This window comes from Cohnella sp. GCM10027633, from assembly GCF_042675445.1.
Lineage (GTDB): Bacteria > Bacillota > Bacilli > Paenibacillales > Paenibacillaceae > Cohnella.
This window is the reverse complement of record NZ_JBHTGV010000003.1, coordinates 408,424-434,431: the sequence shown is the minus strand read 5'-3', so window position 1 is coordinate 434,431 and position 26,008 is coordinate 408,424. Positions and strand designations below refer to the sequence as shown.

Genomic DNA, 26,008 nt, shown 5'->3' with positions numbered 1-26,008 from the left:
CTGGAATAGCCAAGGAGAATTCGATACGAAATGACCAAAAAAAGCTTCAAATCCGGCTTCGTCGCGATCGTCGGCCGGCCGAACGTCGGCAAGTCGACGCTGATGAACCAAGTGATCGGACAGAAGATCGCGATCATGTCTGACAAACCGCAAACGACGCGGAACAAAATCCACGGCGTATACACGACGGACGACGTGCAAATCGTGTTCCTCGATACGCCGGGCATCCATAAACCGAATTCCAAGCTCGGCAACTACATGATGAAGGCCGCGGAAAGCGCGCTCAGCGAAGTCGACGCGGTCTTGTTCCTGACGGACGTGACCGAGGAACTGGGCGGAGGGGACCGCTACATCATCGAACGGCTGAAATCCGTTAAGACGCCGGTGTTCCTCGTCTTGAACAAGATCGACAAGATCGCGCCGGACGCGATGCTGCCGGTCATCGACAAGTGGCGCAAGCTGCACGACTGGTCGGAGATCGTGCCGGTATCGGCGCTACAAGGCAACAACGTGAACGCGCTGCTGGAGCAAGTGTCCAAGTACTTGGTCGAAGGTCCGATGTATTACCCTGCCGACCAGGTGACGGACCATCCGGAGCAATTCGTGTGCGCGGAGCTCATTCGGGAAAAAATCCTGCAGATGACGCGCGAAGAAATTCCCCACTCCATCGCCGTGGAGATCGAGAGCATGAGCAAGGCGGACAACGGTCTCGTCAACATCGGCGCGGTCATCTACGTCGAGCGGGACTCGCAGAAGGGGATCATTATCGGCAAGAGCGGCGCCCTGCTGAAGGAAATCGGTAAGCAAGCGCGGACGGACATGGAACGGCTGCTGGGGTCGAAGATTTTCCTCGAGCTGTGGGTGAAAGTGAACAAAGACTGGCGCAACCGCGAGTCGGTGCTGAAGTCGCTCGGGTTCCGGCACGATTGATCGGCTCTATCGCCGCCTAAACTTGTCAGGGATACCTGACGGCGCGCGGAGACATCCTAACTGTGGAGGAGCAGTTCATTTCCGCCGTGGGAGGATGAGGCGCTGTGCGTGATTTTACATGGCACGTGTTTAAGCAAACCGGCGATATTGAGGCTTACTTGCTGTATAAGGAGATGCACCAACTCGGCTCGGCCGATCCGCTCGCGGACGGCGGCGCCGAAGAGGACGGTAACGTTGGGGACGAGGAATGATGACCGATGCTCTATCGGGTGGAAGGCATAGTCATTCGTAGCGTGGATTACGGAGAAGGCAATAAGATCATTACCCTGCTTACGCCGAGTTACGGCAAGCAGGGCATTGTCGTGCGCGGAGCGAAAAAGCCGAAGAGCAGATTCGGCGCGATGGCGCAGTTGTTTACATACGGCGACTATTCCTATTACAAGAATAATTCGTTAGGCACGCTGAACAGCGGGGAAATTCTCGAGTCGTTCCGCGAGCTTCGCGAAGGACTGGAAGGGCCGGCATACGCGGCATATGCCGCCGAGCTGACCGACCGGGCGATCAACGACGACGAAGCGGCGGCGTACTTGTTCTACCAGCTGAAAGCTTGCCAAGCGGCGCTATGCGAAGGCAAAGACCCGCAGGTCGTGCTCCGCGCTTACGAGATGAAGATCGTCGTAGCGGCGGGCTACGAACCGGCGTTGGACGAATGCGTGAGCTGCGGTCGCGCCCAAGGGCCGTTCCGGTTCAGTCCGCTGGCCGGGGGAGCGCTATGCATGTATTGCCGGCACCGGGACAACGCGGCGCTCGAGCTCGAAGACGGCGTATGGAAGCTGCTGAGGCTGTTCGTGCCGCTGGACATGCGCCGGCTCGGCAACGTCGCCGTCAAGGAAAGCACGAAGCGGCAACTTCAGCTCGTCATGAGACGCTGGATGGATACCCATCTGGGATTGAACTTGAAGTCGCGGCAATTCCTCGATCAGCTCGAGAAATACGGGGAGCTGCTCGGAGGGCCGACTGAGCGTCCGAGACCGACGCCTGGAACGGCTGAAGCTGCGGAACCCGAAGCGGGTGACGGCGCGGTTTGACATCCTTTGCCCTGGTAGTTTAGAATATCTTCATAATTGAATTCGTTCTCGATGAAGGAGAAAGTAGCCGATGTCCGTCGGCAAACGCAGCGAGCCGGGGAGAGTGCAAGCCCGGAGAGACGGCAACGGCGAAGGGCGCTCCGGAGAGAAAAGCGCGAAAGAGCGGGTTTGCGTTCGGCGCGTGCGATCGGTCATACGGCCGGCGCCGGGCAAGAAGCAAGCCAAGTAGGGTGGAACCGCGGAGGCGACAAGCTTCCGTCCCTATGTCTGCGAAGGCGGACGTGGGACGGGAGCTTTTTTGATTTGTACCGACACCGTCGTAACGTTCGTCGCAACAATAGAGATCATGAATCGAAGGAGCGAATGAACCGATGAATTTTCAGCAAATGACGCTGACGCTGCAGCAGTTCTGGGCGGAACAGAACTGTATCGTCGTTCAGCCTTACGACACCGAGAAAGGCGCGGGTACGATGAACCCGATGACGTTCCTGCGCACGATCGGCCCCGAGCCGTGGAACGTGGCATACGTCGAACCGTCGCGCCGTCCGGCTGACGGACGTTACGGGGAGAACCCGAACCGGTTGTACCAGCATCACCAATTCCAAGTGATCATGAAGCCGTCGCCGGACAATATCCAGGAGCTGTATCTGGAGAGCTTGAAGCGTCTGGGCATCGATCCGCTGCACCATGACATCCGGTTCGTCGAGGACAACTGGGAATCGCCGACGCTCGGCGCATGGGGACTCGGCTGGGAAGTATGGCTGGACGGCATGGAAGTGACCCAATTCACGTACTTCCAGCAAGTGGGCGGCATCGATTGCGTTCCCGTCGCGGTCGAGATCACGTACGGCATGGAACGTCTGGCTTCGTACATTCAAGACAAAGAGAACGTGTTCGATCTTGAGTGGGTCGAAGGCGTATCTTACGGAGACGTGTTCAAGCAGCCGGAATTCGAGCATTCGAAGTATACGTTCGAGGTGTCCGACGCGGCGATGCTGTTCCAGCTGTTCTCGACGTACGAGGCGGAAGCGAAGCGCGCGATGGAGCACAATCTCGTGTTCCCCGCTTACGACTACGTGCTGAAATGCTCGCATACGTTCAACCTGCTCGACGCGCGCGGCGCGATCAGCGTGACGGAGCGTACGGGATATATTACGCGGGTTCGCAATCTGGCCCGCCAAGTGGCGGCGACTTACTTGCAGGAACGCGAGCGGCTGGAATTCCCGCTGCTGAAGAAGGGAGCGGCGAACAATGGCTAAGGACTTATTGCTGGAGATCGGCTTGGAAGAAGTGCCGGCCCGCTTCGTGCGCGCCGCGATGGAACAACTGAAGGACAAGACGGAGAAGTGGCTGACGGACAGCCGGCTCTCCTACAAGGAAGTCAAAGCGTTCGCCACGCCTCGCCGTCTGGCGGTGCTCGTAACCGAGCTGGCCGATAAGCAAGAGGACGTGAACGAGGAAGTGAAAGGACCGGCTCGCAAAATCGCCCTCGACGAATCCGGCGCATGGAGCAAGGCGGCGCTCGGCTTCGCCCGCAGCCAAGGCGCGGATCCGGAATCGCTGTTCTTCCGCGAGCTGGCCGGCGTCGAGTACGTCTACGCGAAGAAGAGCAGCGTCGGCGCGGAAACTTCGTCGCTGCTGCCGGACGCGCTTCCCGCGCTCGTCACGTCGCTGACGTTCCCTAAGAACATGCGGTGGGGCGGTTACGACTTGCGCTACGTTCGTCCGATTCGCTGGCTCGTCGCGTTGCACGGCAGCGAAGTCGTGCCGTTCGATATTACCGGCGTCCGGTCGGGCAACGTCTCCCGCGGCCACCGGTTCCTCGGCCAAGACGCGGTCGTCGCGCAGCCGAGCGCCTACGCGGACAGCTTGCGCGCGCAGCACGTCATCGTCGACGTCGAAGAGCGCGAGGCCGCCATTCTCTCCGGCATTCGCGAGTTGTCCGATGCGCGCGGCTGGCATATCGCGGTTAAGGACGATCTGCTCGAAGAGGTGCTGTTCCTCGTCGAGACGCCGACCGTCTTGACCGGTTCGTTCGATCCTACGTTCTTGAACATTCCGCAAGAAGTGCTGATTACGTCGATGCGCGAGCATCAACGGTACTTCCCGGTATTGAACGCCGAAGGCAAGCTGCAGCCGCACTTCGTTACCGTGCGCAACGGCGACGGCGTGTCGCTCGACGTCGTGGCGAGGGGCAACGAGAAAGTGCTTCGCGCGCGGCTGTCGGACGCGAGGTTCTTCTACGAGGAAGACAAGAAGCTCGTCATCGCCGATGCTCTGGCGAAACTCGAGAACATCGTCTACCACGTGGAGCTAGGCACGGTCGCGGACAAGGTGCGCCGCACGCGGGCGATCGCGGATCGCATCGCGCAGCATCTTCGCGCGGACGACCAAGCGCAAGCGGACGTTAGCCGCGTCGCCGATATTTGCAAGTTCGACCTTGTCTCCCAGATGGTATACGAGTTCCCCGAGTTGCAAGGGATCATGGGCGAAGATTACGCCCGCAAAACAGGCGAGCGCGAGACCGTGGCGCGCGCCATCAACGAGCATTACTCGCCCCGCAACGCGGGCGACAAGCCGGCCGCGTCGCTCGTCGGCGCCATCGTCGGCATCGCGGACAAGATCGATACGATCGTCGGCTGCTTCTCGATCGGCATCATACCGACCGGGTCGCAGGACCCGTACGCGTTGCGCCGGCAAGCGCAAGGCATCGTGGCCACGCTGCTGGCTCACGGGCTGGAGCTGCCGCTCGCGGACTTGTTCCGCATCGCGCTCGAGCAGCACGTCGCGCGCGGACTGAAGCGGGAAGCGTTCGATATCGAGAAAGACTTGAACGACTTCTTCACTCTCCGCGTTAAGAACGTATTGACGGAACAGGCGATCCGGTACGACGTCATCGACGCGGTCATCGGCGCGGGAACGGCGGACGTACGCCGTACGCTGTTGCGCGCGAAGGCGCTTCAAGCCGTCGCCGCCGAAGGCGACAAAGCCGACTTCCGTCCGGCGGTCGAAGCGTTCAACCGGACGTGCAACCTCGCGTCGAAGGCGGATTCGAAGCAAGTCGACGCCAACCTGTTCGCCGACGCGGCCGAGAAGCGGCTGTACGAAGCGTGGCAAGGCGCGCACGGCGCGTTCGTCAAGGCGTTCGCCGAGGCGAACCTGGCGGAGGCTCTCTCGTCGCTCTCCTCCTTGAGCGGTCCGATAGCGGCGTTCTTCGAAGCGGTCATGGTCATGGCCGAGGACGAGGCGCTTCGCCGCAACCGGCTGGCGCTCCTCTCGCTGATCGCGGATGACGTGAAGGCTTTCGCGGACTTCTCGAAGCTCGCGGGTTGATCCCCGGACTCTCGAGGTTCGCGCAAGCAACGACTATAGATCGGGGGCGAGCTGCCTAGATGAACGAACAAAGCGTGACCGTATACGTCGTATCCGACTCCGCGGGAGATACGGGAGAACTAGCGGTACGGGCGGCCGCGGCCCAATTCCATCCGCTGTCCGTCCATATCCGGCGGGCGGCGTTCATCCAAACCCGCGAGAGCATCGACGCCGTCATCCGCGCGGCCAAAGACGATAGCAGCATCGTGCTGTATACGCTCGTCATCCCGTTCCTGCGCGATTACATGGTCGAACAAGCGCGGCTGATCGAACTGCCGGCCATCGATCTGCTCGGGCCGCTGATCGGCAGCCTCGAGGAGAAGCTAGGGAGAGAATCCCGGCACGAGCCCGGCCTTAACCATGCGCTGGACGCGGATTACTTCCGCAAAGTCGAAGCGGTGGAGTTCGCGGTGCGGTACGACGACGCGCGGGACGTCACCGGCATTCTCAAGGCGGACATCGTCCTCGTCGGCGTATCGCGCACTTCGAAGACGCCGCTCTCGATGGTGCTCGCCCACAAAACGTTCAAGGTCGCGAACGTTCCGCTCATTCCCGAGCTCACGCCGCCGAAGGAGCTGTACGCCGCCCCGGCGCACAAGGTCGTCGGGCTGACGATCAACCCCGATTCGCTCAACGCGATCCGCAAGGAACGGCTGAAGGCGTTGGGGTTGCCGGATTCGGCGCCGTACGCGACGAGCGACCGGATTCATCGGGAGCTCGAGCACGCCCGGGAAGTGATGGACAGAATCGGCTGCGTCGTGATCGACGTGTCGAACAAAGCGGTCGAGGAGACGGCAAGCCTCATTCTGGAGCGATTCCGGAAGTAGGGGGGCGCGGATCGGAAGCCGGGTGCGTCATGGAAAGTACTTGCGGGGGCGCGATATCGCCCCCGCAAGTATTTTTTGTCGAAGCGGGAGCGCTAAGGACATAAATTTTAATAGGTCAAATGCAGGATTTCGGTGCCGCTTATCGTATATAATAATACGGCAAACTTTGGGGTGGACGTGGTGAATGCGATGGCGAACGTGCGGAATCGTGTCGTCGTGGACGGCGACGCTTGTCCGGTGAAGTCGGAAATTGCCAGAACGGTCCGCGAATTCGGCGCGACCGCGCTCATGGTGTCCAGCCATGCGCACGTTCTGATTCCGGAGCCGTCCGTACAGGTCGTAACCGTGGACGCGAGCGACCAGGCCGCCGATCTGTACATCGCCAACGTGCTTACGAAATCGGACGTTCTCGTTACCGGAGACTACGGGCTAGCCGCGCTGGGCCTCGCGAGAGGCGCGGCCGTGCTCACGCATCGCGGCAAGGTTATACGGGAAGCCGACATCGAGGGCCTGTTGGAGCAACGCCACTTCTCCGCGAGACAACGGCGCGGCGGCAAGCGGATGAAAGGTCCGAAGCCGTTCACCGACGAAGACAGGGACAGATTTCAACAAAAACTGACAAACCTATTGCGGGGGATGCAGGAAAATCTCGACCGTTAGCGAATTGTAATACGACAAGCATGAAGGTGATAGGAAATGAATAACGGCATGATCCCCCAATCCGTCATCGACGAAGTGCTTCGCCGCCATGATATCGCGGATACCGTCGGGAAAGTCGTTCATCTCGTCAAGAACGGCAAATATTTAAAGGGCCTATGTCCATTTCATTCCGAGAGAACGCCTTCCTTCACGGTAACGCCCGAGAAGCAAATTTATCATTGTTACGGCTGCGGCAAAGGCGGCAACGTCATCAAGTTCTTGATGGACCTGGAGAGCCTGTCGTTCCCGGAAGCCGTCAAGCAGCTCGCGGAGGATATCGGCATACAAGCGACTTGGTCCGCCGCCGGCCATGCCGAACCGACGCCGCAGCAGCAACAGAAGCAGCGCCTCGTCGAAGCGCACGAGTATTCGGTCAAGCTGTACCACCACATCTTGCGCAATACGGTGCCCGCGAAGCCGGCCATGGACTACTTGCGATCCCGCGGGTTCACGGACGCGCTCATCGAAGAGTTCGGCATCGGTTACGCGCCGGCCAGGTGGGACACGCTGACGCAAGCGTTGGAACGCAAGGGTTATTCCGCGGATGAGATGGAGTCGGGAGGGTTGCTGTCCCGCAGGCAGGAGGCCGAGGGTTACGTCGACCGGTTCAGGGACAGGGTCATGTTCCCGATTCGGGATGCCAGCGGCAACGCGATCGCGTTCGGCGGGCGTCTCATGACGGACGGGCAGCCGAAGTACTTGAACTCGCCGGAAAGCCCGCTCTTCAACAAGAGCCGCACGCTCTACCGGCTTAGCGAGGCGAAGCCGGCGATACGGCGGTTGCGCCAAGCGGTATTGTTCGAAGGCTACGTCGACGTCATCAAGGCTTGGTCCGCCGGCGTGCACAACGGCGTCGCGACGATGGGAACCGCGCTAACGGCGGAACACGCGGCCGTTCTTAAGCGGTTCGCGGACGTGATCGTGCTGTGCTACGACGGGGACGACGCCGGACAAGCAGCCGCCCACAAGAGCATTCCGTTGCTGGAAGGGGCAGGCTTCGTCGTACGGGTGAGCGTCATCCCGAACCGAATGGATCCGGACGAATACATCGGGGCTCACGGCCCGGCCGCATTCGTCAGGGAATGTATCGAAGGCGCGGTTTCGGCCATTAAATTTCAGCTTATATATTTGAGGAAAGCCCATATACTCCTAGAAGAAGATGGAAGAATCCGGTATTTGCGCGACGCGGTGAAGCTCGTGGCGAGACAGGATTCTCCGACGGAACGGGAGTTGCTGCTGAAGGAGCTGTCCCAGGAATTCGGCGTATCGATCGACACGCTGAAGCAGGAGAGCCTGGAGGTCAGGCAACGGGAGAAATTGGGAAACGCAAGGGATATTCCCGGCGGAACGTGGAATAATGAATGGAATGAAAAGCGATCTTCATCCAAGCTCCCTGCGCTCGCTCCGGCCAACGTTCAAGCGGAGAAACAGCTGCTGTCCTGGATGTTGCTGGATGCGGATACGGCCGGCATCGTTCAAGAACGGCTCGGGGACGATTTTCACGTAGAGGATCACGCGGCGCTTGCTGCTTATTTATATGCTTATTATGCTCAGGGCAACGATCCGGACGTCGGTCGGTTCATTACGACTTTACAAGATGACCGCTTGGAGAGCGCCGCCAGCGCGATCGCGTTGGACCATACGCCGTTCGACGAACGGGTATTGGAAGATTGTCTTCGCACGATCGGCCGGGCCTCTCTCGCGAGGGAGATGGAACGCAAGAAGGAACAGCTGCATCACGCGGAGAAATCGGGCGATCCCATGAAGGCCGCACAAATTTTGACAGAGATTATCGCCTTGGATAAGCGGCGCAAGCAGCTCTAGCGCGCTGGCTGGCTAAGGAGGAGGGAGTCGGGAATGGCGAACGATCAACACACAGGTCTTGAGACGGAATCGACGCTTGAACAGGTCAAAGCGCAACTGATGGAACAAGGCAAGAAGAAATCTTCCTTGACCTATAAAGACATCATGGAGAAGCTGTCTCCTTTCGATCAAGATCCGGAACAGATTGACGAATTTTTCGAACAGCTAGCGGATTTGGGCATCGAGGTCGTGAACGATCACGACGAGATGGGCCGGCACGGGGAAGAAGAGGAGCGCGACGAATTCAACTTCGACGACGATCTGTCCCTCCCGCCGGGCATTAAGATCAACGATCCCGTTCGCATGTACCTGAAAGAGATCGGCCGCGTGCCGCTTCTCGGAGCGGATGACGAGATCGAGCTCGCGAAGAAAATCGAAGCCGGCGGCTTCGATGCGGAAGAAGCGAAGAAAAGGCTGGCGGAAGCCAACCTTCGTCTGGTCGTCAGTATCGCGAAGCGTTACGTCGGGCGCGGCATGCTGTTCCTCGATCTGATTCAAGAAGGCAACATGGGGCTTCTGAAAGCGGTCGAGAAATTCGATCATATGAAGGGCTTCAAATTCAGTACTTACGCGACCTGGTGGATTCGCCAAGCGATTACGCGAGCGATCGCCGACCAAGCCAGGACGATTCGGATTCCGGTTCATATGGTGGAGACGATCAACAAGTTGATTCGCGTCTCGCGCCAGCTGCTGCAGGAGCTCGGAAGAGAGCCTGCGCCGGAGGAAATCGCGGAGCAAATGGAACTGAGCGTGGACAAAGTCCGCGAGATCATGAAAATCGCGCAAGAGCCGGTGTCGCTTGAAACGCCGATCGGCGAAGAGGACGACTCGCATCTCGGCGACTTCATCGAGGACCAGGAGGCGCTCGCGCCGGCGGATGCCGCCGCGTACGAATTGCTGAAGGAACAGCTCGAGGACGTGCTCGATACGCTTACCGAGCGGGAAGAGAACGTGCTTCGCTTGCGGTTCGGTCTCGATGACGGCCGTACCCGCACCCTCGAAGAAGTCGGCAAAGTGTTCGGCGTTACGCGCGAACGGATTCGCCAGATCGAAGCGAAGGCGCTTCGCAAGCTTCGCCATCCAAGCCGCAGCAAGCGGTTGAAAGATTTCTTGGAATAACACATCATGCCGAGCGTTCGGATGAGACCTTTGGCCGCGTCGGCCAGAGGTCTTATTCATTCCGGCGAGACGGAGGTAGCGCTGCATGGCGCAAAGTAACGAGGACAAACGCAAGGCTCTAGTGGCGGAAATCGAAGCTTGGCGGCGCGGCAAGCTGCTCCCCGAGCACTATTGCGACTTCCTGGTCAATCTCTATTTGGATGATCCGAATGAACGTCCGAAAGGCATGGTCGGCAACGCGGTCCGAAAAATCGGGCAAGCATCGGGCAAGCATTGGCTCCTTACTTTTGCCATTTTTACCGTCATTTGCTTTGTTGTACTTCATTTTAGCGCGTTTCCTCTGGCATTGCAAATAGGGCTAACGGGGCTCGTAACCGCCTCGTTGATCTGGTCCGCCGGCAAGCTGCAGGAGCAAAGCCCGCGCCGGGCGATGATGATGGCGGGGACCGGCTGCTTCTTCCTGCTCGGCGCGGGATACGGCATATGCCAGCTGCACGGATGGACGAACAACGGCGGCCTCGTGGCGTTGCTGACGATCTGCGCGATCATATGGATCGTCAGCGGAATCGCGCTGAATGCTCTGCTGCTGCACGGCTTCGGTTGGATCGCGGCGATCGTCGTCTATTCGCTCATGCTGGCCGAGCAAGCGCCGAACCCTTCGTGGTTCGAAGTGCAAATTTTCTGGCTGCCGGCGGCGCTGCTGTTCGGTTGGCTGAGCTGGTTCGTGCATATCCGGTTCAAACCGATCGGTACGGTGCTGTTCGCAACGGCGCTACTGCTATGGTTCATGCCCGAAGTGTATTCCGCGCTGTACGGCATCGACGAGCAATGGATTCAGATCGAGCTGCTCGGCAAAATCGTCATCGCGGGTTTCTTGATGTTCCGCTTACGAAAACAATGGATGGAATGGGTTGCATAAACAGATGAAACAATCGGATCAACAATTCGGAGCAGGCTTGAAGCTGTCTCGCCGTCTATCGGCGCTTGCAGATTGGGTACCGCAAGGGGCCCGGCTGGCCGATATCGGGACGGATCACGCGCTGCTCCCCGTCTTTCTGGCGGGCAACGGGCGCGTCGAGCTGGCGATCGCCGGAGACGTGAACGCAGGGCCGGTCGAAGCGGCCAAACGGCAAGTGAAGGAAGCCGGACTGGAGGCGGTCGTCTCGGTACGCCTAGGAGACGGGCTTGCCGTCTTCGCTCCGGATGAAGTGGATACGGTATCCATCGCCGGCATGGGCGGCAGCTTGATGGTGCGCATTCTCGATCAAGGGAAGGCGCGGTTATCGGGCGTTCGGACGTTGATCTTGTCGCCGCACGTGGCGGAGGACCAAGTTCGGCGCTGGCTGGTCGCGCATTCGTTCGTCATCGACAAGGAGACGCTGATCGAGGAAGACGGCGTCATCTATACGATCGTTCGCGCCGTGAAGGTTGAAGAAGCGGAAGAGGCGACCGCTCGTAACGCGGCGCTCTACGATGCTGCGGTGCTCGCGCCTGCGTTGGCCAAGCTATCCCCGTCGCTCATGTACGAAATGGGTCCTCTATTGTTGCGAGAGCCGACGGAAGCGTTCCGCCGCATGTGGGAGCAAGAGATTCTGAAGCGCGAGCGGGTTATCCTGCAGCTTCAGCATGCGGAGGCGCCGGAAGCGGCGGAGAAGGCTCGGGAATGGCAAGAAGACGTACGCGAAATACGGGAGGTGCTGGCATGTTTGCCCGCGGAGAAACGATCGTCCAACTGATGGAACGTCTCGCGCCTAAGCATTACGCGGTAGAGGGCGACAAGATCGGACTGCAGGTCGGAACGGCGGCCCGTGAAGTGCGTCGCGTGCTCGTCGCGCTAGACGTGACGCCGGCGGTCGTGGAGGAAGCCGGAGAACTCGGCGCGGAGCTCATTATCGCGCACCATGCGGTCATCTACCGCCCGCTCGCGAGCTTGCGGACGGATACGCCGGCCGGCGCCTTGGCGGCCAGCTTGCTTCGCCAAGATATCGCCGTCTATATTTCGCATACGAACCTGGATACGGCAGACGGCGGGATGAACGACTGGATGGCCGAAGCGCTCGGCTTGAACGGCCGCGACGTGCTCGAGGAAGTGCATACCGACAAGCTGTTCAAGCTCGTCGTGTTCGTGCCGGAGACGCACTCGGATAAAGTTCGGGCAGCATTGTTCGGAGCGGGTGCCGGCTGGATCGGCAATTACAGCCATTGCAGCTTCAATACCGAGGGAACGGGAACGTTCCTGCCTCGCGAGGGTGCGAAGCCGTTCATCGGACAACAGGGCAAGCTGGAGAGCGCCGCGGAGGTACGCATCGAGACCGTCGTGTCCCAAAGCGTGCGCAAGGCGGTTATCTCCGCGATGCTCAAAGCGCATCCCTACGAGGAAGTCGCGTACGATCTGTATCCGATGGACCTGAAGGGCCGCTCGTTCGGGCTCGGCCGCGTCGGCGTTCTGCCGGCGCCGGAGACGCTCGACGAGTTCGCCGAGCGGGTTAAGCAAGCGTTCGACGTGCCGTTCGTCCGCGTCGTCGGCGACGGTTCGAAGCGGATTCGCAAAGTCGCCGTGCTCGGCGGCTCCGGCGGGCGCTATATTCGCCATGCTTCGTTCTCGGGAGCCGACGTGCTCGTCACGGGCGATATCGACTACCATACGGCCCAAGACGCCGAGGCGGCGGGGCTGGCGCTCGTCGATCCGGGCCATAACGCGGAGAAGATCATGAAGCCGAAGACGGCCGAATGGCTGCAGGAGCAACTGAAGAGTAAAGGCTACGCGACGGAGGTATTCGCATCGCAAGTCAACACGGAGCCTTTCAAGCTGAGGTAGACGTTCTGGCGGCGATGCGCAGATTCTCCATCCATTGCCGTTGAATTCGCGCGGGAATCGCGTTATACTAATTCAGCAAACCGGAAAGTTTGACAGACAATCGCTGGCGGCTTCGCGCCGCGAGAGGAAAGTCCGGGCTCCATAGGGCAGGATGCTGGATAACGTCCAGTCAGCGCGAGCTGAAGGATTAGGGCCACAGAAATGGACCGCCGATGGCTCCCGTTCCTTCGGGAACGAGAGATCAGGCAAGGATGGAACCGTGGTGTAAGAGACCACGAGGAACACTGGCGACTTTGTTCCTGGTAAACCCCATCTGGAGCAAGACCTAAGAGAACGTGGCGACCCTTGCGGTCGCAGCCCTTGCCCGGGGCGCGTTCGGGTTGGTCGCTTGAGCCGTATAGCAATGTGCGGCCTAGAAAGATGATTGTCGCTTCCATACGTGGGAGGGCGGCGCAAGTCGTCCGTTATGACCACCGGAAGTACAGAACCCGGCTTACGGCAAGCTTTCCGGCATAGCATTATCAATGACGCAGGGTTGCGGCGATGGATCTTCGGATCCGTTCGTGGCAACCCTGTTTTTGTTTTCTTTGGACCGATATCCCCGTCGCTCAGAACGTTCGGCAACCGACGGCGACTGAGCGACGGGCATATCGTCTAAAGGCGCTCGCCAACGCAAAAATCCCCCGCTCGAGAATGGCCTGAGCGAAGGGGATTTCGTCATAAAAGGGTGAGGATCAATCCGCCGCGTTCAACCGCTCCAGCTCCTTGCGGACCTGCTTCGGAAACAGCTGCAACGACGTACCCGCGCCGCTGGCGGACTGAAGCGCGGACCGCACGTCGATCTGGCCGTAGCCGAACTCGTCGTCCTTGCCGCCAGGACCGAGATCCTTGGCCGTGCGACGAAGAACGTCCATGACTTCTTCGTTGGTCAGCTGCGGATTGACCGATCGGACGAGCGAAGCGAGCGCGGCCACATGCGGGCATGCCATCGACGTGCCGGACAAGGCCGCATAACGGCTGCCCGGATACGTGCTCGGAATCTGCGTGCCGGGAGCCGCGATATCGATATATTCGCCATAGTTGGAATATTCGGCTCTCGATTCGTCCGGATCCGTCGCCGCGACGGCGAGCACTTCCGGATAAGCCGCGGGGAAGCCCGGCCGGTCGGTATTGTCGTTGCCGCTCGCGGCGACGAGCACGACGCCGCGGTCGTACGCGTACTTCAGCGCGTCATGAAGAAATTCCGCCTGTGCGTAATTGCCTAGGCTCATGTTAATAATATCCGCGCCGTGATCCGTCGCCCAGATGACGCCCTCGGCCACCGAGTACGTCGACCCCGCGCCGCTGCTGTCGAGCGCCTTAACCGGCATGATCTTCGTATACCACGTCATGCCGGCGACCCCTTCGCCGTTATTCACTTCCGCGGAGATGATACCGGCCACGTGCGTGCCGTGGCCGACGTCGTCCTCCGGAGGGCTCGACGGGTCGACGACATTGACGCCTTCCACGAGACGCCCTGCCAAGTCCGGGTGATCCGATTGGACGCCCGTATCGATGACGGCCACGACGATCTCGTCGCTCCCTTTGGTCACGTTCCAGCCCGATTCCGTCATGATCTTAGGCAAGTTCCATTGGTATTCCGAATAAAGTGTATCGTTAGGGACAATCGTTCCTCCGGAAGTTGGTTCATTGCCCGAATCGTTCGTTAAATACAAGTAATGCGGCTCCGCGTACACCGGATTCCAGTTCGACTTGAAGTAGGCGATCAGTTCTTCCGCCTTATGCTTCTTCGAACGGAACACGTACGTCTCGCGCGCGTGGCGGACGACGGTCAGATCCAGCTTCTCGCGCAGTTCGAGCAATTGCTGATCCGTCAGCGGCTTGCGGAATTTCACGACGACTTCGTCGACGGAATAATGACTGGCGTTTCCGTTATCCTCTCCGGTGCGGACGGTGATGTCCTTGGTCGTGTTCGGTTCGACGGACTCGACCCTGAACCGTCCTTCCGACGGATAAGGTACGAGCCGTAGATTGCGCTTCTGGTGCCGCTCGACCGATCGGATGACGTCCGCCTGTATGACCGACACGAGTCCGCCGCGCGCCGACGGTCCGTCGACTTGCGCCATGACGTAGTACGCGATGCCCTTAACCGAGAATAAAGGGGAGGTGTACGGAATCCCTTTTTCGACCGCGGAGCGGCCGGCGTTCATGAAGCTTTCGGCCGATGACCGCAATGCCGGCTTCACGCCAGGCGATTGCGCCGCATGCACCCGTTTGCCGTCCGTCCACTCCAATAGCCGCATCTCCGGATGCAGCGTCATCAGCTTCTTCAATCCTGCTTCGTCGGTTTTGCCTTTTATTAAGTATCTGCGCATATCGGCCGACGTCTGGGCGCGCGCCAGCCGCTCGGTAGCCTCCATGTCGTTCCGGACGATCTTCTGCTTGAATACGGCTTCCTTGCGCGGCGACGGCTGCTGCGGCGCGGCGTAAGGCTCGGGTCGCGAATACCAATCTCGGAACAGGAGCGGGACGGCGACCATGACGAACGCGGTCGTCAAGAGCAAACCAAGCAACGTACGACGCATAAGGTATCTCTCCTTGTCAGTCCCCGCGCGTTAGGGGCAATATCCGTTAGCATGAGGAGCGGACGCAAAAATATACGACGCATTTTGGCGGATGCCAGTACCTTTCCAGACGGATTTGTGGTACGATAATTGAAGTTTCGCTGGCCATGCATACGCGGAACTATTTCGTTTGAAGATGAATCACCAGGTCATTCAGTCAGTACGGTTCTGCACATTGGAAAGGGGAACAATCCATGCCAGCCATGAAAATCAAAGGCCTTGCCGAGTCAACCCGAGAGAAACTGAAGGCGGCGATCGTTCAAATCGAGCAATTCCTCAACAACAACGCCTTGCCGCAGCTCGCGCAAGAGAACAACGAGCAGTCGGATAGCTTCTACAGCGGCTTGCTGTCGGACATGCGGCATTTGCTCGTCTTTTCCGAAGTGGCCTTCGAGAAACTCGGCGCCGTTCTTAGACGTCCTAACTTCGACGTCGAATTGGCCGAGCGTGCGCTTTACGATGTATACCATAACGGCGTTAACGCCTTTTTCTATCCGAAGAACGAATGCTACTCCGAAGACGGCCGTTACGCTTACACCGGACAAGACGCCATTCGCTTCCGCGTGAAGCCGGTTCGCGCCGCGCGCGACATCGTGCTGAACATCTCCCGCATCTACGAGGAGCTGCGCGACGACCTCTCTTACTACGAGAGCGATTACCTCACGCAGCGCCGCATGCAAAGCAACTCCAAGTAACAGATCTGCCAAGAGCCTCCGGCCCCCTGTCCGCATACCCGTTCCCGCGGCGTGCACACTAGGACAGGGGGTGATTGTGATGCCGAACGGCGTCCTCTGCAGTGTCAGCAACTGTTCGTTCTGGAGTCAAGGTAACCGTTGCGCCGCCAAGGAAATCGCGATCGAAGTCGATTCGCACGCGAACCATCGTTGGGACGAAGAATTCGCCGAAGAGTTCGCCTTGCACCAAGATCATGCCAAGACCTCATCCGTTACTTGTTGCTTGACGTTCCAGCCGAAGGAAGAATAGTTCTTAAGCACGAGGTAACGCGGATGTTGTCGGGACTAGTCGAGTCGCCCGCCTTCGTGTACAATATGGACTAACGACATGAGACGAGGACGGGAGACGACCGACTTGAATGTAACGACGGATCCGCGTTTACTTAAGCAAATGCTGTTGTCCCAATGGACGCAGAACATCAACCCCTTGGCATCGTCCGCGACGTCCGGAACGACGGGCGGCGACAATGCAGGCTTGTTCGATATGCTGCTGGGCCAATTGATGAACGACAATGCCCAACCATCCGGGCAAGAAGGATTGTCGTTATCGGCGCTCATGCAACCGGGCTCGTCTTGGTTAGGCGCGTTATCCGACGACGCCGGCGCGACTTCGTCGTCCTTCGACGATCTAATCGCCGCCGCTGGCCGGAAGTACGGCGTATCCGAGGCGTTGATCAAGGGCGTCATTCAATCGGAATCGTCCTTCAACCCGAATGCGATCTCGTCCGCAGGAGCCAAAGGCTTGATGCAGCTCATGGACGGCACCGCGCAAGGCCTTGGCGTGACGAACGCGTTCGATCCCGCTCAGAACATCGACGGCGGCACGCGATTCCTGTCCTACTTGCTTCGCAAGTACGACGGCGACGCATCCGTCGCTCTCGCCGCATACAACGCGGGTCCGGGGCGAGTCGATCGGCTGGGCATCGCGAACGGGCAAGATCTGGCGGCGAAGTACGAGCAACTGCCGCAGGAAACGCAGAACTACATTCGCAAGGTGCTTACCGCCGCTAACGGTTGGAGCGCGTAACGCCCGAGCGGAAGAAATATGGTCTAACAGGGATCATGACGGTGCTTGCCACCGTTATCGATCCCTTTATTGCGGAACGGGGGACGTTCGTTGGATACGTATTATTTCGATCATAGCGCTTCGACGCCGATGTATCCGAAGGTTATTCAGACGGTATCGGATATCATGAAGCAGCATTACGCCAATCCGTCCGCGCTCCATCGATCGGGCACGGATGCCGCAAGGCTGGTCGAACGGGCGCGCGCGGCCGTCGCGGAACGGTTCGAAGCCGCGCCGAACGAAATCGTCTTCACTTCCGGCGGCACGGAAGGCAACAACCTGGCCATACGCGGCGTCGTATCCGCTGCCGGTCGTTCATCCAAGCACGTCATTACGACGGCGATCGAGCACGCGTCGGTGTACGAGTGCGCGAAGGAGCTCGAGCAACAAGGCGTGGAAGTTACGGTGCTGCCGGTCGACGCCGAAGGCCGCGTGTCGCCGGAAGCGGTCGAACGAGCTATTCGCAAGAATACGGTGCTGGTCAGCGTCATGCACGCGAATAACGAGATCGGAACCGTGCAACCGGTCGAAGCGATCGGCGAAGTCGTGTCGCGGCACGGACAAGCGCGCTTCCATGTCGACGGCGTGCAGGCGATCGGCAAAGTACCGTTCCGTTGGCGCGACGCGAAGGTGGATCTGTATACCGGTTCGGCTCATAAGATCGGGGGTCCGAAAGGCGTCGGCTTCGTGCTCGTACGGGAAGGCATGCAGTTACATCCGCTGCTCAGCGGGGGCGGGCAGGAAGGCGGCGTTCGTTCGGGCACGCTGAACGTGCCGGGTATCGTCGGAACGGCGCAAGCGCTTCGCTTGACGCTGGAGAACATGCCCGAGCGCGTGAAGACGATGCGGGAACTCCGGAGTCGACTGCTGCGCGCCATCGCGGGTATTCCGGAGCTCGTCGTGAACGGCATCGGGGCCCCGGGGCAGGAGGAGTGGACAGCGCCGCATATCGTGAACGCGTCGTATCCCGGCATGCGTCCGGAAGTGCTCGTCCATATGCTCGAGAAGCACGGCGTGCTCATATCGACGCAGTCCGCCTGTTCGTCCAAGAGCCTCAAGCCGAGTCGCGTGCTCCTCGCCATGGGATGCGACGAAGCGCGGGCGACCGGCAGCATCCGAATCAGCTTCGGAGACGAACATACGGAGAGCGACATCGATATTCTCGCGGAACGGCTGCGGCAATCGGTCGCCGAACTGAAACCGCTCGAAAGGAATAAGCCATGAACTACGAACTGATTCTCGTCCGCTTCGGCGAAATTACGATCAAAGGCCGCAACCGGAACCGTTTCGAGAAAATGCAGCTCGATCAAATCCAATCGATGCTGGCGGCATTTCCCGCACTAACCTACGAACGCGCCTACGGCAGGGTGTATATCCGATTGAACGGCGAGAGCTACTCCCGGATCGCTCCGATCTTGCGCAACGTGTTCGGCATCGTCTCCTTCAGTCCCGTCGTCAAAGTCGCGCACGAGCTGGAGGCCATACGCGAGGCATCTCTGACACTGCTCAGAGGGATGTCTCCGGCTCCGCGCACGTTCAAAGTCAGCGTCAAGCGCGGATGGAAAGAGTTCCCGCATACGTCTCTCGAGATGAACCACCTCGTCGGCGCTCATCTGCTGCGCAATACGCCGTCGCTGACGGTCGACGTCCGCCAGCCCGAAGCCGAGCTCCGCGTAGACATCCAATACGAAGGGACGTTCATCTACTGCGTGCATGAGCGCGGCGCGGGCGGATTCCCGCTCGGGATGAACGGCAAGGCCATGCTGCTGCTGTCGGGAGGCATTGACAGTCCCGTCGCCGGCTGGATGGCGATGCGCAAAGGGCTCGCGATCGAAGCCGTCCACTTCCATAGCTATCCGTTCACGAGCGAGCAGGCGAAGGATAAGGTCGTGACTCTCGCGAAGCGATTGTCTTATTACGGCGGTAAAATCAAGCTGCACCTCGTGCCGTTCACGGACATTCAGACGATGCTCGCCCAGTCGGGCTACGAGAGCCTCATCATTACGCTCATGCGCAGATCGATGCTGCGCATCGCCGAGCGTCTCGCGGAGAAGAACGGCGCTCTCGCCGTCGTGACCGGCGACAGCCTCGGTCAAGTCGCCAGCCAGACGCTCGTCAGCATGAACGTCATCGGGCGCTCGACCGTGCTGCCGTTGCTTCGCCCGCTCATCGTCATGGACAAGCTCGACATCATCGATTACGCGAGGCGAATCGGGACTTACGAGACGTCGATCCTGCCGTTCGAAGATTGTTGCACGTTGTTCATGCCGAAGTCGCCGGCCATTCATCCGGATTTGTCGGTCGTCGAGCAAGCCGAAGCGAAGCTCGGGGATGCGCTCGACCGAATGATCGAAGAAGCGGTCGCCGGCACGGAAGTCGTCGTGCTCTCGGATAAGGCCGGCAGGCAAGAGAAGCCGGGGTATCCGGAAGAAGCGGGCAGCGAAGCCGCGCAATCGGACAGCCCCGTGCCCGTCGGAACGGAAGACGATTGGTTCTAGACAAGTAAAAAGCCGTGAAACGCAACTTAATGCGTTTCGCGGCTTTTTTTGGTAGCGAGCGCGGGCTTCTTGGCTTTGCCGTCGAGCTTGACCGGCTCGGGCGCGACCGTAGCGTTGCGCGACTTGAGGGCGTTCGTCCAAACGCCGGCGACGAGGACGAGGACGGCGATCGCGGAGATGAACGTCCACGTAAGCACCGGATTGTCTTCGAACGCGCCTTTGAACTGCTCTTCGTGCGTAATCATCTTCGCGGCGGTGAAGGCGAGGATGCCGGCGCCGATATAGATAATCCATTTGAATTTCTCGATGATCTTGATAAACAGCGTGCTTCCCCACACGACGATCGGAATGCTGATCAGCAGGCCGAGTACGACGAGCACGTAGCTGCCATGCTGTCCTTGGGCCATTCCGGCGATCGCCATGACGTTGTCCAGACCCATCGCCGCGTCGGCGATCACGATCGTGCGGATGGCGCTGCCCAGCGTTGCTCCGGCATGGATATCGCCGTGATCGTTCTCTTGGATGAGCATCTTGTAAGCGATCCAGACGAGCAGAACGCCTCCGACGGCAACCAAGTAAGGAATTTCAAGCATGCCCCACAAGACGAGGAACGTCGCGATGATCCTTATCGTAATCGCGCCCGCGGTACCCCAGATAATCGCTTTCTTCTGGTGCTCCTTCGATAAGTTGCGAGCGGCCATCCCGATGACGATGGCGTTGTCGCCGGCAAGCAGCAGATCGAAGAAGACGATCGCGACGAGCGCAGACCAAAAATCCAAGCTGAGTAAATCCATTTTCGTCCCCCCACAGTACGATGCAAATTACGCGATATGATAACAACTACATATACGGAGCATATCCGATTTAGATTCAGAAAAAAAGCCCCCACATATTCGGATGTGCTTGTACATATGTCTGGTAAGAGGGGGTGGCTGCATGGGAATCATGGACGGCTTCTGGATATTCGTCGAAATCGTCATCATCAATTTACTCTTGAGCGGGGACAACGCCATCGTCATCGCGATGGCCGGCCGTCGGCTGCCCGCGTATCAACGGCGCTCGGCGGTGTGGTGGGGAACGCTCGCGGCGATCGTGCTGCGCCTTGTGCTCACGCTCGGAGCGGTGGCATTGCTCCACGTTCCGCTGCTGCAGACGGTCGGGGCGCTGCTGTTGCTCGCGATCGCGCTCCAATTGCTAATCGACAGGAAAGAGCACGCCGCGAACACGAAGGCGGCATCGACGTTGGCCGGAGCCGTCTGGACGATCGTCGTCGCCGACTTCGTCATGAGCCTGGACAACGTACTCGCCGTCGCGGCCGTCGCCGACGGAGATACGGCGTTGCTCGTCATCGGGATCGTCATGAGCATTCCGATCATTATCTGGGGAAGCTCGTTCATCATGCGGTTGCTCGACCGTCTGCCATGGCTCGTCTACGTCGGCGGAGGCTTGCTCGGATTCACGGCGGCGGAGATGATGCTGAAGGATCCCGGCTTGCAGCGGTTCCGCCATATGCTCGATCCGGACGTGGAGCGATTGCTGCCGATCGCGACCGTCGCGCTGCTGATCGTTCTCGCGCTCTGGCTGCGGCGCCGGCCGCAGGAAAGCCTATAGGAAGTTTTTAGGGATGAATTTGCGAGGCCGAACTAGTTTTTTCCCCCGACTTCCATTAAACTAAAGAAAAAGACGTCATGATCCGACAACGCGGAATCATGGCCGATCGCTCGCAAACGGAACGAAGTGGGGGAACTATCGTGAACAGACAATCCGCCGCAGTCGGAATACTCGTGTTGACTGTTGGATTGATAATCTTACTGGGCAAGCTTGGCGTGTTCGCCTTCATCGGCGCCGTATTCTGGCCTTTATTCATCCTCATACCCGGCATTCTGCTGCACGTGCTGTATTTCGGACGCATGCTGCCGGCCGTCGTCCTCGTGCCCGGCGGCATCCTGACCGTCATCTCGGTCGTGCTGCTGATCGGCAACTGGTTCGGCTGGGGAACGATGAAATACTTGTGGCCGATGTTCCCGTTCTCGGTCGCCGTAGGCTTGTACGAATACCACGTCTTCGGCTACAATCGCTCTCGGGAAATTTGGCTTGCTGCCGTCGGGCTCGCAGCCATCTCGATTCTGTTGTTCTGCCTGACGATTATCTGGACGTGGGGCATCTACCTCATCGCCGCCGGCTTGATCGCCGTGGGCGCATGGCTCGTCATGAAACGTCCTCGCATGTGGTAACGGAGGCGCCAGTATGCCGGCACAATAATCGTTGGCTTTTCCGGCGGAACTAGCGTATAATAGAAGGGATGATGACCTGACTCGCCTGCTCGGCGACAGCAGGTCGGTCGTACCGGTGATGTCCTTAACGTCGGCCTCGCGTCGGCGTTTTGTTTTGCGGTTATAGAGAATCCTAACTTAACGATCACGTTGAGGTTGGACATAAATGAGGAGTGGGACAATGCAAGCTAGAGAAAAAATCCGCAATATCGCGATTATCGCGCACGTCGACCATGGTAAAACAACGCTGGTCGACCAATTGCTCCGCCAATCCGGAACGTTCCGCGAGAACGAACAAGTGCAAGAGCGCGCGATGGATTCCAACGACCTGGAACGCGAACGCGGCATTACGATCTTGGCGAAGAACACCGCGATTCAGTACAAAGGCAACCTGATCAACATCGTGGACACCCCCGGACACGCCGACTTCGGCGGAGAAGTGGAACGGATCATGAAGATGGTAGACGGCGTATTGCTCGTCGTCGACGCGTTCGAAGGCTGCATGCCGCAGACGAAGTTCGTATTGCGCAAGGCGCTTCAACACGGCTTGACGCCGGTCGTCGTGCTGAATAAGATCGACCGTCCGGCCGCTCGCCCGTCGGAAGTCATCGACGAAGTATTGGAACTGTTCATCGAGCTCGAAGCGAACGACGAGCAGCTCGACTTCCCGGTCGTGTACGCGTCCGGCTTGAACGGCATCGCCGGCAACACGCCGGACAGCCTGCAAGAGACGATGGAGCCGCTGTACGAGATGATTCTCGAGCACATTCCGCATCCGAAGGAAGATACGGAAGCGCCGCTGCAATTCCTCGTTACGCTGCTTGATTACAACGAATACATGGGCCGCATCGCGATCGGCCGCGTGAACCGCGGACGCATCTCCCAAGGCCAAGTCGTCGCCGTGCTCGACCGCGACGGCAAAGCTCGCCAAGCCCGCATCGAGAAGCTGTTCGGCTTCCAAGGGCTGAAACGCATCGAGATCGAAGAAGCGGCAGCCGGCGATATCGTGGCGATCGCGGGTCTTAAGGACATCAACATCGGCGAGACGATCGCGGATCCGACGAACCCGGAAGCGTTGCCGGTACTGGCGATCGACGAGCCTACGCTGCAGATGACGTTCCTCGTCAACAACAGCCCGTTCGTCGGCCGCGAAGGCAAGTGGGTGACGTCCCGCAACCTGCGCGAGCGTCTGTTCAAGGAGATCGAGACCGACGTCAGCTTGCGCGTCGAAGAGACGGACAGCCCGGACGCATTCGTCGTCAGCGGACGCGGCGAGCTTCACCTCGGCATTCTGATCGAGAACATGCGCCGCGAAGGCTTCGAGCTGCAGGTATCCAAGCCTGAAGTCATTATCAAGAGCGTCGACGGCGTCAAGAGCGAGCCTATCGAACGTCTGCTCATCGACGTTCCCGAAGAGAGCATGGGCGCGGTCATGGAGAGCCTCGGCACGCGCAAAGCCGAGATGGTGAACATGATCAACAACGGAACGGGACAAATTCGTCTGGAATTCCTCATTCCGGCTCGCGGATTGATCGGCTACCGCACGAACTTCCTGACGCTTACGCGCGGTTATGGCGTCATGAACCACGCGTTCGACAGCTACGGACCGCTTGCTCCGGGTCAAGTCGGCGGTCGTCACCAAGGCGTGCTGATCGCGAGCGAGACGGGCAAGTCGACGGCTTACGGCATGCTGTCCGTCGAAGACCGCGGCATCCTGTTCATGGAGCCGGGCGCGGAAGTATACGAAGGGATGATCGTCGGCGAGCATACGCGCGACACCGATATCATCGTTAACATCTGTAAGGAAAAAGCGTTGAACAACATCCGTACGGCGAACAAGGAAGAGACGGTGCGCATGAAAGCGCCTCGGTTGATGTCCTTGGAAGAAGCGCTCGAATACCTGAACGACGACGAGCTGTGCGAAATTACGCCGAAGAGCGTTCGCCTGCGCAAAAAAGTGCTGAACAAGAGCGAGCGCGACCGTTACGAGAAGCAACGCCGCGTCGCGGCGGAAGCGAACGTATAAACGTACCTGCGTCTCGATTTCTTGATGGAGGGATAATCCGTGCAGCAATGGTTTCATGACCACCAATTCATCTCCTATCTGCTTATCCTGGCGTTCACGATTTATATTTTCAACGCGGTGTTCAGACCGGGCAGGCTCCCGATTCTGAAGGAGGTCGTCGTCTATCTGATGATGGCGGCCGGCTGCGGCATTCTGCTGATCATGCAGCTCGACAAGCTGCCGATTATTCAATGCATGGCCGTCGCGGTAGCTATGATGCTGCTGCTGCGGCTGCGCCAGCTGTACGACAAACGACGCAACTCCCGCAAAGACAGCAAGTCTTCTTAAGGAGAGATTACGCCCATGTCGTTAATGGATGCGCTGTTCTACTGGCTGCAGATGAAGTGGATAACCTCCGCCCGCCCCGATGACGAGGCGGCGAAGGAAACGCTTCTCTTTTTTGACCGGATTTTGTCGGAAGACCACGAATTGACGTCGTTTGATGTCAGTGCCGTCGAGACCGCGAAGGTGTACGTCACTTACGCGGCCCGAGACGGTACGTCGCGCACGGTATGGTTCGATCGCGAAGCCGTCGAGCAGCTGAACAGGGACATGTTCGGCGTCGCGGGCGACCGACAAGGCGCGGACGAGGACGACGAGGAGGAATCGCTTTGAATCCACATACACCCATGCCGCCTCGTTCGGCCCAACGTCCAACCGGCAGAGCGCCGCAGAAGAAGAAGAAGAAAGGCCCGCGTTGGGGCAGAATCGCGTTCTCGCTTGTCGCTATCATTATCGTCGTCTTGGCTACATACGCGGGTTACTTGTACTTCGACGTCTATAAGAACAACTTAGGCAAGATCTCCGACCAGGATCCGAAGGCGACGCCCGTTCCGAAGGAAGAGAAGGCGAACGTCAAGCCCGTCTCTCTTGTCTTGCTCGGTCTCGACTACCGGAAGGAGCTCGGCAGCATGAACACGGACGTCGTCATGGTCGCCGCCTTCAACCCGAAGACGAAGACCGCGACGGTCGTCTCGATTCCGCGCGACAGCGATCTGAAGCTGGACGGGTACAAGCGGCATAAGGTCAACGCGTTCTACGCGAACTTCGAGGCGTTCGCCCGCAAGGAGAAGGATCTCGAAGGCGAAGCGGCCAAAGACTACGCTCGCGATCAGACGAGAGAGATGCTCGGCAAGTTCCTCGATATCGACATCGATTACACGGCCGTCATCGACTTCCAAGGGTTCGTCGACGTCGTGGACGCGCTCGGCGGCGTCGACGTCGTCGTCGACAAGGATATGCGCTACGTCGATACGGTCGACGGCACCGATATCAACCTGAAGGCCGGCGCGCAGGAGCTCGACGGGGAAGACGCCCTCGGCTTCGTCCGTTACAGGAAATCGAACCGCGGCACCGCCGCGTCCAGCGACTTCGAGCGAAACGAACGGCAGAGCCAGGTGCTCGGGGCTATCGCGGACCGGATGAAGTCGCTCGGAGCCGTCACGAAGATCGACAACGTCCTGAACGCCGTCGGCGACAACATGCGGACGGACATTCCGGAGTCGCAGCTCGACGCGATGATCAAGAAGTACTTCGGCATTAACCGCGCCGATATCCGGTTCATCCCGCTCGAAGGCGAATGGATCAGCCCGTACGTCATCTTGAACCAGGAGAAGCTGGCGGAAGCGAAGCAGGCGCTCGCGGAAGAGCTGCTGCCGGAAGGCCGTCCCGTCGCGACGCCGGAAGCTTCGGCAAGTTCGGCGAACGAGTAACGTCCGAGTAGGGTATATTGTCCGTTGGATTGCGCGGATCCGTATGCTATAATGGAGCCAGTAACGTGACGGAGGGCTGCGGATGGCAGATACGACAACCGCTCTAACCGAATCGCTCTACTCGATCCGGCGGACAGGAAATTCCGTTCCGCACCAATCCGTATTCGCCGACAGCGGCGGCCCGTGCCTCGCGGTCATGGAAGCCGAGCGCGAAGGCGCGCGTCCGTCCGAGCTCGCGAAGGCTCGGCCTGCAAGCCAACATACGATCGTCAAGCGCTTACATGGACAAGCGCGCGACGCCATGAAGAAAGCCCAGTGAG

At 59.3% G+C, this 26,008-nt stretch carries 27 protein-coding genes and 1 other RNA gene; 26 read left to right on the top strand and 2 right to left on the bottom strand.

All coding sequences use genetic code 11. The annotated features are described in order from the left end of the window. The first annotated feature begins 30 nt into the window (after positions 1–30). The 14 genes from era (at position 31) to rnpB (ending at position 13,227) form a co-directional block, all read left to right on the top strand. The gene (era, locus tag ACFQZG_RS11200; RefSeq protein ID WP_378152384.1) at positions 31–930 is read left to right on the top strand and encodes a GTPase Era; all 900 of its coding nucleotides are present in this window, start codon (positions 31–33) and stop codon (positions 928–930) included. Between the two features lie 104 nt (positions 931–1,034). Next, positions 1,035–1,181: a YqzL family protein gene (locus ACFQZG_RS11195; protein ID WP_378152382.1), complete on the top strand. Its 147-nt coding sequence runs from the start codon at positions 1,035–1,037 to the stop codon at positions 1,179–1,181. A gap of 6 nt (positions 1,182–1,187) precedes the next feature. Continuing rightward, complete coding sequence (gene recO / locus ACFQZG_RS11190; protein ID WP_378152380.1) at positions 1,188–2,018, top strand: DNA repair protein RecO; 831 nt, start codon at positions 1,188–1,190, stop codon at positions 2,016–2,018. Between the two features lie 70 nt (positions 2,019–2,088). After that, positions 2,089–2,247 carry a hypothetical protein gene (locus ACFQZG_RS11185; RefSeq protein ID WP_378152577.1) on the top strand — a complete coding sequence of 53 codons (159 nt, stop codon included), beginning with the start codon at positions 2,089–2,091 and terminating at the stop codon, positions 2,245–2,247. 142 nt (positions 2,248–2,389) lie between these two features. Then, positions 2,390–3,277 carry a glycine--tRNA ligase subunit alpha gene (gene glyQ / locus ACFQZG_RS11180; protein ID WP_378152378.1) on the top strand — a complete coding sequence of 296 codons (888 nt, stop codon included), beginning with the start codon at positions 2,390–2,392 and terminating at the stop codon, positions 3,275–3,277. Next, the gene (glyS, locus tag ACFQZG_RS11175) at positions 3,270–5,351 is read left to right on the top strand and encodes a glycine--tRNA ligase subunit beta (protein ID WP_378152376.1); all 2,082 of its coding nucleotides are present in this window, start codon (positions 3,270–3,272) and stop codon (positions 5,349–5,351) included. Before glyQ ends, glyS begins: the two co-directional genes overlap by 8 nt. Before the next feature lie 59 nt (positions 5,352–5,410). Then, positions 5,411–6,217: a pyruvate, water dikinase regulatory protein gene (locus ACFQZG_RS11170; RefSeq protein ID WP_378152374.1), complete on the top strand. Its 807-nt coding sequence runs from the start codon at positions 5,411–5,413 to the stop codon at positions 6,215–6,217. A 189-nt stretch (positions 6,218–6,406) separates the two neighbouring features. Beyond that, positions 6,407–6,877 carry a YaiI/YqxD family protein gene (locus ACFQZG_RS11165; RefSeq protein WP_378152372.1) on the top strand — a complete coding sequence of 157 codons (471 nt, stop codon included), beginning with the start codon at positions 6,407–6,409 and terminating at the stop codon, positions 6,875–6,877. 36 nt (positions 6,878–6,913) lie between these two features. After that, entirely contained in the window at positions 6,914–8,740 is a 1,827-nt protein-coding gene (gene dnaG / locus ACFQZG_RS11160; RefSeq protein ID WP_378152370.1) for a DNA primase, read from the top strand. A gap of 33 nt (positions 8,741–8,773) precedes the next feature. Continuing rightward, the gene (gene rpoD, locus ACFQZG_RS11155; protein WP_378152368.1) at positions 8,774–9,898 is read left to right on the top strand and encodes an RNA polymerase sigma factor RpoD; all 1,125 of its coding nucleotides are present in this window, start codon (positions 8,774–8,776) and stop codon (positions 9,896–9,898) included. Positions 9,899–9,983: 85 nt separating this feature from the next. Further along, on the top strand, positions 9,984–10,817 hold the full coding sequence (locus ACFQZG_RS11150) for a hypothetical protein (RefSeq protein ID WP_378152366.1): 834 nt from the start codon (positions 9,984–9,986) through the stop codon (positions 10,815–10,817). 4 nt (positions 10,818–10,821) lie between these two features. Next, positions 10,822–11,634, top strand: coding sequence for a tRNA (adenine(22)-N(1))-methyltransferase (locus tag ACFQZG_RS11145; protein ID WP_378152364.1), 813 nt, complete (start codon positions 10,822–10,824; stop codon positions 11,632–11,634). Continuing rightward, positions 11,601–12,716, top strand: coding sequence for a Nif3-like dinuclear metal center hexameric protein (locus ACFQZG_RS11140; RefSeq protein ID WP_378152362.1), 1,116 nt, complete (start codon positions 11,601–11,603; stop codon positions 12,714–12,716). Before ACFQZG_RS11145 ends, ACFQZG_RS11140 begins: the two co-directional genes overlap by 34 nt. 84 nt (positions 12,717–12,800) lie before the next feature. Then, positions 12,801–13,227: RNase P RNA component class A (rnpB, locus tag ACFQZG_RS11135), an RNA gene on the top strand. A 223-nt stretch (positions 13,228–13,450) separates the two neighbouring features. Here rnpB and ACFQZG_RS11130 read toward each other — a convergent pair. Continuing rightward, positions 13,451–15,301, bottom strand: a complete 1,851-nt coding sequence (locus tag ACFQZG_RS11130) for a S8 family peptidase (protein WP_378152360.1) — start codon at positions 15,299–15,301, stop codon at positions 13,451–13,453. A gap of 233 nt (positions 15,302–15,534) precedes the next feature. Here ACFQZG_RS11130 and ACFQZG_RS11125 point away from each other — a divergent pair, with 233 nt between their 5' ends. The 5 genes from ACFQZG_RS11125 (at position 15,535) to thiI (ending at position 19,638) form a co-directional block, all read left to right on the top strand. Next, positions 15,535–16,035, top strand: a complete 501-nt coding sequence (locus tag ACFQZG_RS11125; protein WP_378152358.1) for a YpuI family protein — start codon at positions 15,535–15,537, stop codon at positions 16,033–16,035. Positions 16,036–16,114: 79 nt separating this feature from the next. Then, on the top strand, positions 16,115–16,324 hold the full coding sequence (locus ACFQZG_RS11120; protein ID WP_378152356.1) for a DUF1540 domain-containing protein: 210 nt from the start codon (positions 16,115–16,117) through the stop codon (positions 16,322–16,324). Between the two features lie 105 nt (positions 16,325–16,429). Beyond that, positions 16,430–17,101, top strand: a complete 672-nt coding sequence (locus ACFQZG_RS11115; RefSeq protein WP_378152354.1) for a lytic transglycosylase domain-containing protein — start codon at positions 16,430–16,432, stop codon at positions 17,099–17,101. A gap of 90 nt (positions 17,102–17,191) precedes the next feature. Then, positions 17,192–18,364: a cysteine desulfurase family protein gene (locus tag ACFQZG_RS11110; protein WP_378152352.1), complete on the top strand. Its 1,173-nt coding sequence runs from the start codon at positions 17,192–17,194 to the stop codon at positions 18,362–18,364. Beyond that, positions 18,361–19,638: a tRNA uracil 4-sulfurtransferase ThiI gene (gene thiI / locus ACFQZG_RS11105; RefSeq protein ID WP_378152350.1), complete on the top strand. Its 1,278-nt coding sequence runs from the start codon at positions 18,361–18,363 to the stop codon at positions 19,636–19,638. Before ACFQZG_RS11110 ends, thiI begins: the two co-directional genes overlap by 4 nt. Before the next feature lie 26 nt (positions 19,639–19,664). Here the strand turns inward: thiI and ACFQZG_RS11100 are convergent, their stop codons facing one another. Continuing rightward, positions 19,665–20,432 (bottom strand): TerC family protein, encoded by a 768-nt coding sequence (locus tag ACFQZG_RS11100; protein ID WP_378152348.1) that lies wholly within the window; start codon positions 20,430–20,432, stop codon positions 19,665–19,667. Between the two features lie 142 nt (positions 20,433–20,574). On the opposite strand from ACFQZG_RS11100, the gene ACFQZG_RS11095 reads away from it, so the two are divergent. The 7 genes from ACFQZG_RS11095 to ACFQZG_RS11065 all read left to right on the top strand — a co-directional run bounded on the left by ACFQZG_RS11095 (position 20,575) and on the right by ACFQZG_RS11065 (position 26,007). After that, entirely contained in the window at positions 20,575–21,249 is a 675-nt protein-coding gene (locus tag ACFQZG_RS11095; RefSeq protein ID WP_378152346.1) for a TerC family protein, read from the top strand. Between the two features lie 140 nt (positions 21,250–21,389). After that, positions 21,390–21,872, top strand: coding sequence for a hypothetical protein (locus ACFQZG_RS11090; RefSeq protein ID WP_378152344.1), 483 nt, complete (start codon positions 21,390–21,392; stop codon positions 21,870–21,872). 220 nt (positions 21,873–22,092) lie between these two features. After that, positions 22,093–23,937 carry a translational GTPase TypA gene (typA, locus tag ACFQZG_RS11085; RefSeq protein ID WP_378152342.1) on the top strand — a complete coding sequence of 615 codons (1,845 nt, stop codon included), beginning with the start codon at positions 22,093–22,095 and terminating at the stop codon, positions 23,935–23,937. Positions 23,938–23,976: 39 nt separating this feature from the next. Further along, positions 23,977–24,264 (top strand): YlaH-like family protein, encoded by a 288-nt coding sequence (locus ACFQZG_RS11080; RefSeq protein ID WP_378152340.1) that lies wholly within the window; start codon positions 23,977–23,979, stop codon positions 24,262–24,264. Between the two features lie 15 nt (positions 24,265–24,279). Beyond that, positions 24,280–24,591: a hypothetical protein gene (locus tag ACFQZG_RS11075; RefSeq protein WP_378152338.1), complete on the top strand. Its 312-nt coding sequence runs from the start codon at positions 24,280–24,282 to the stop codon at positions 24,589–24,591. Next, positions 24,588–25,688, top strand: coding sequence for an LCP family protein (locus ACFQZG_RS11070; RefSeq protein WP_378152336.1), 1,101 nt, complete (start codon positions 24,588–24,590; stop codon positions 25,686–25,688). The genes ACFQZG_RS11075 and ACFQZG_RS11070 overlap by 4 nt, the downstream gene beginning before the upstream one ends. Positions 25,689–25,770: 82 nt before the next feature. Beyond that, positions 25,771–26,007 carry a hypothetical protein gene (locus ACFQZG_RS11065; RefSeq protein ID WP_378152334.1) on the top strand — a complete coding sequence of 79 codons (237 nt, stop codon included), beginning with the start codon at positions 25,771–25,773 and terminating at the stop codon, positions 26,005–26,007. Position 26,008: the final 1 nt, after the last annotated feature.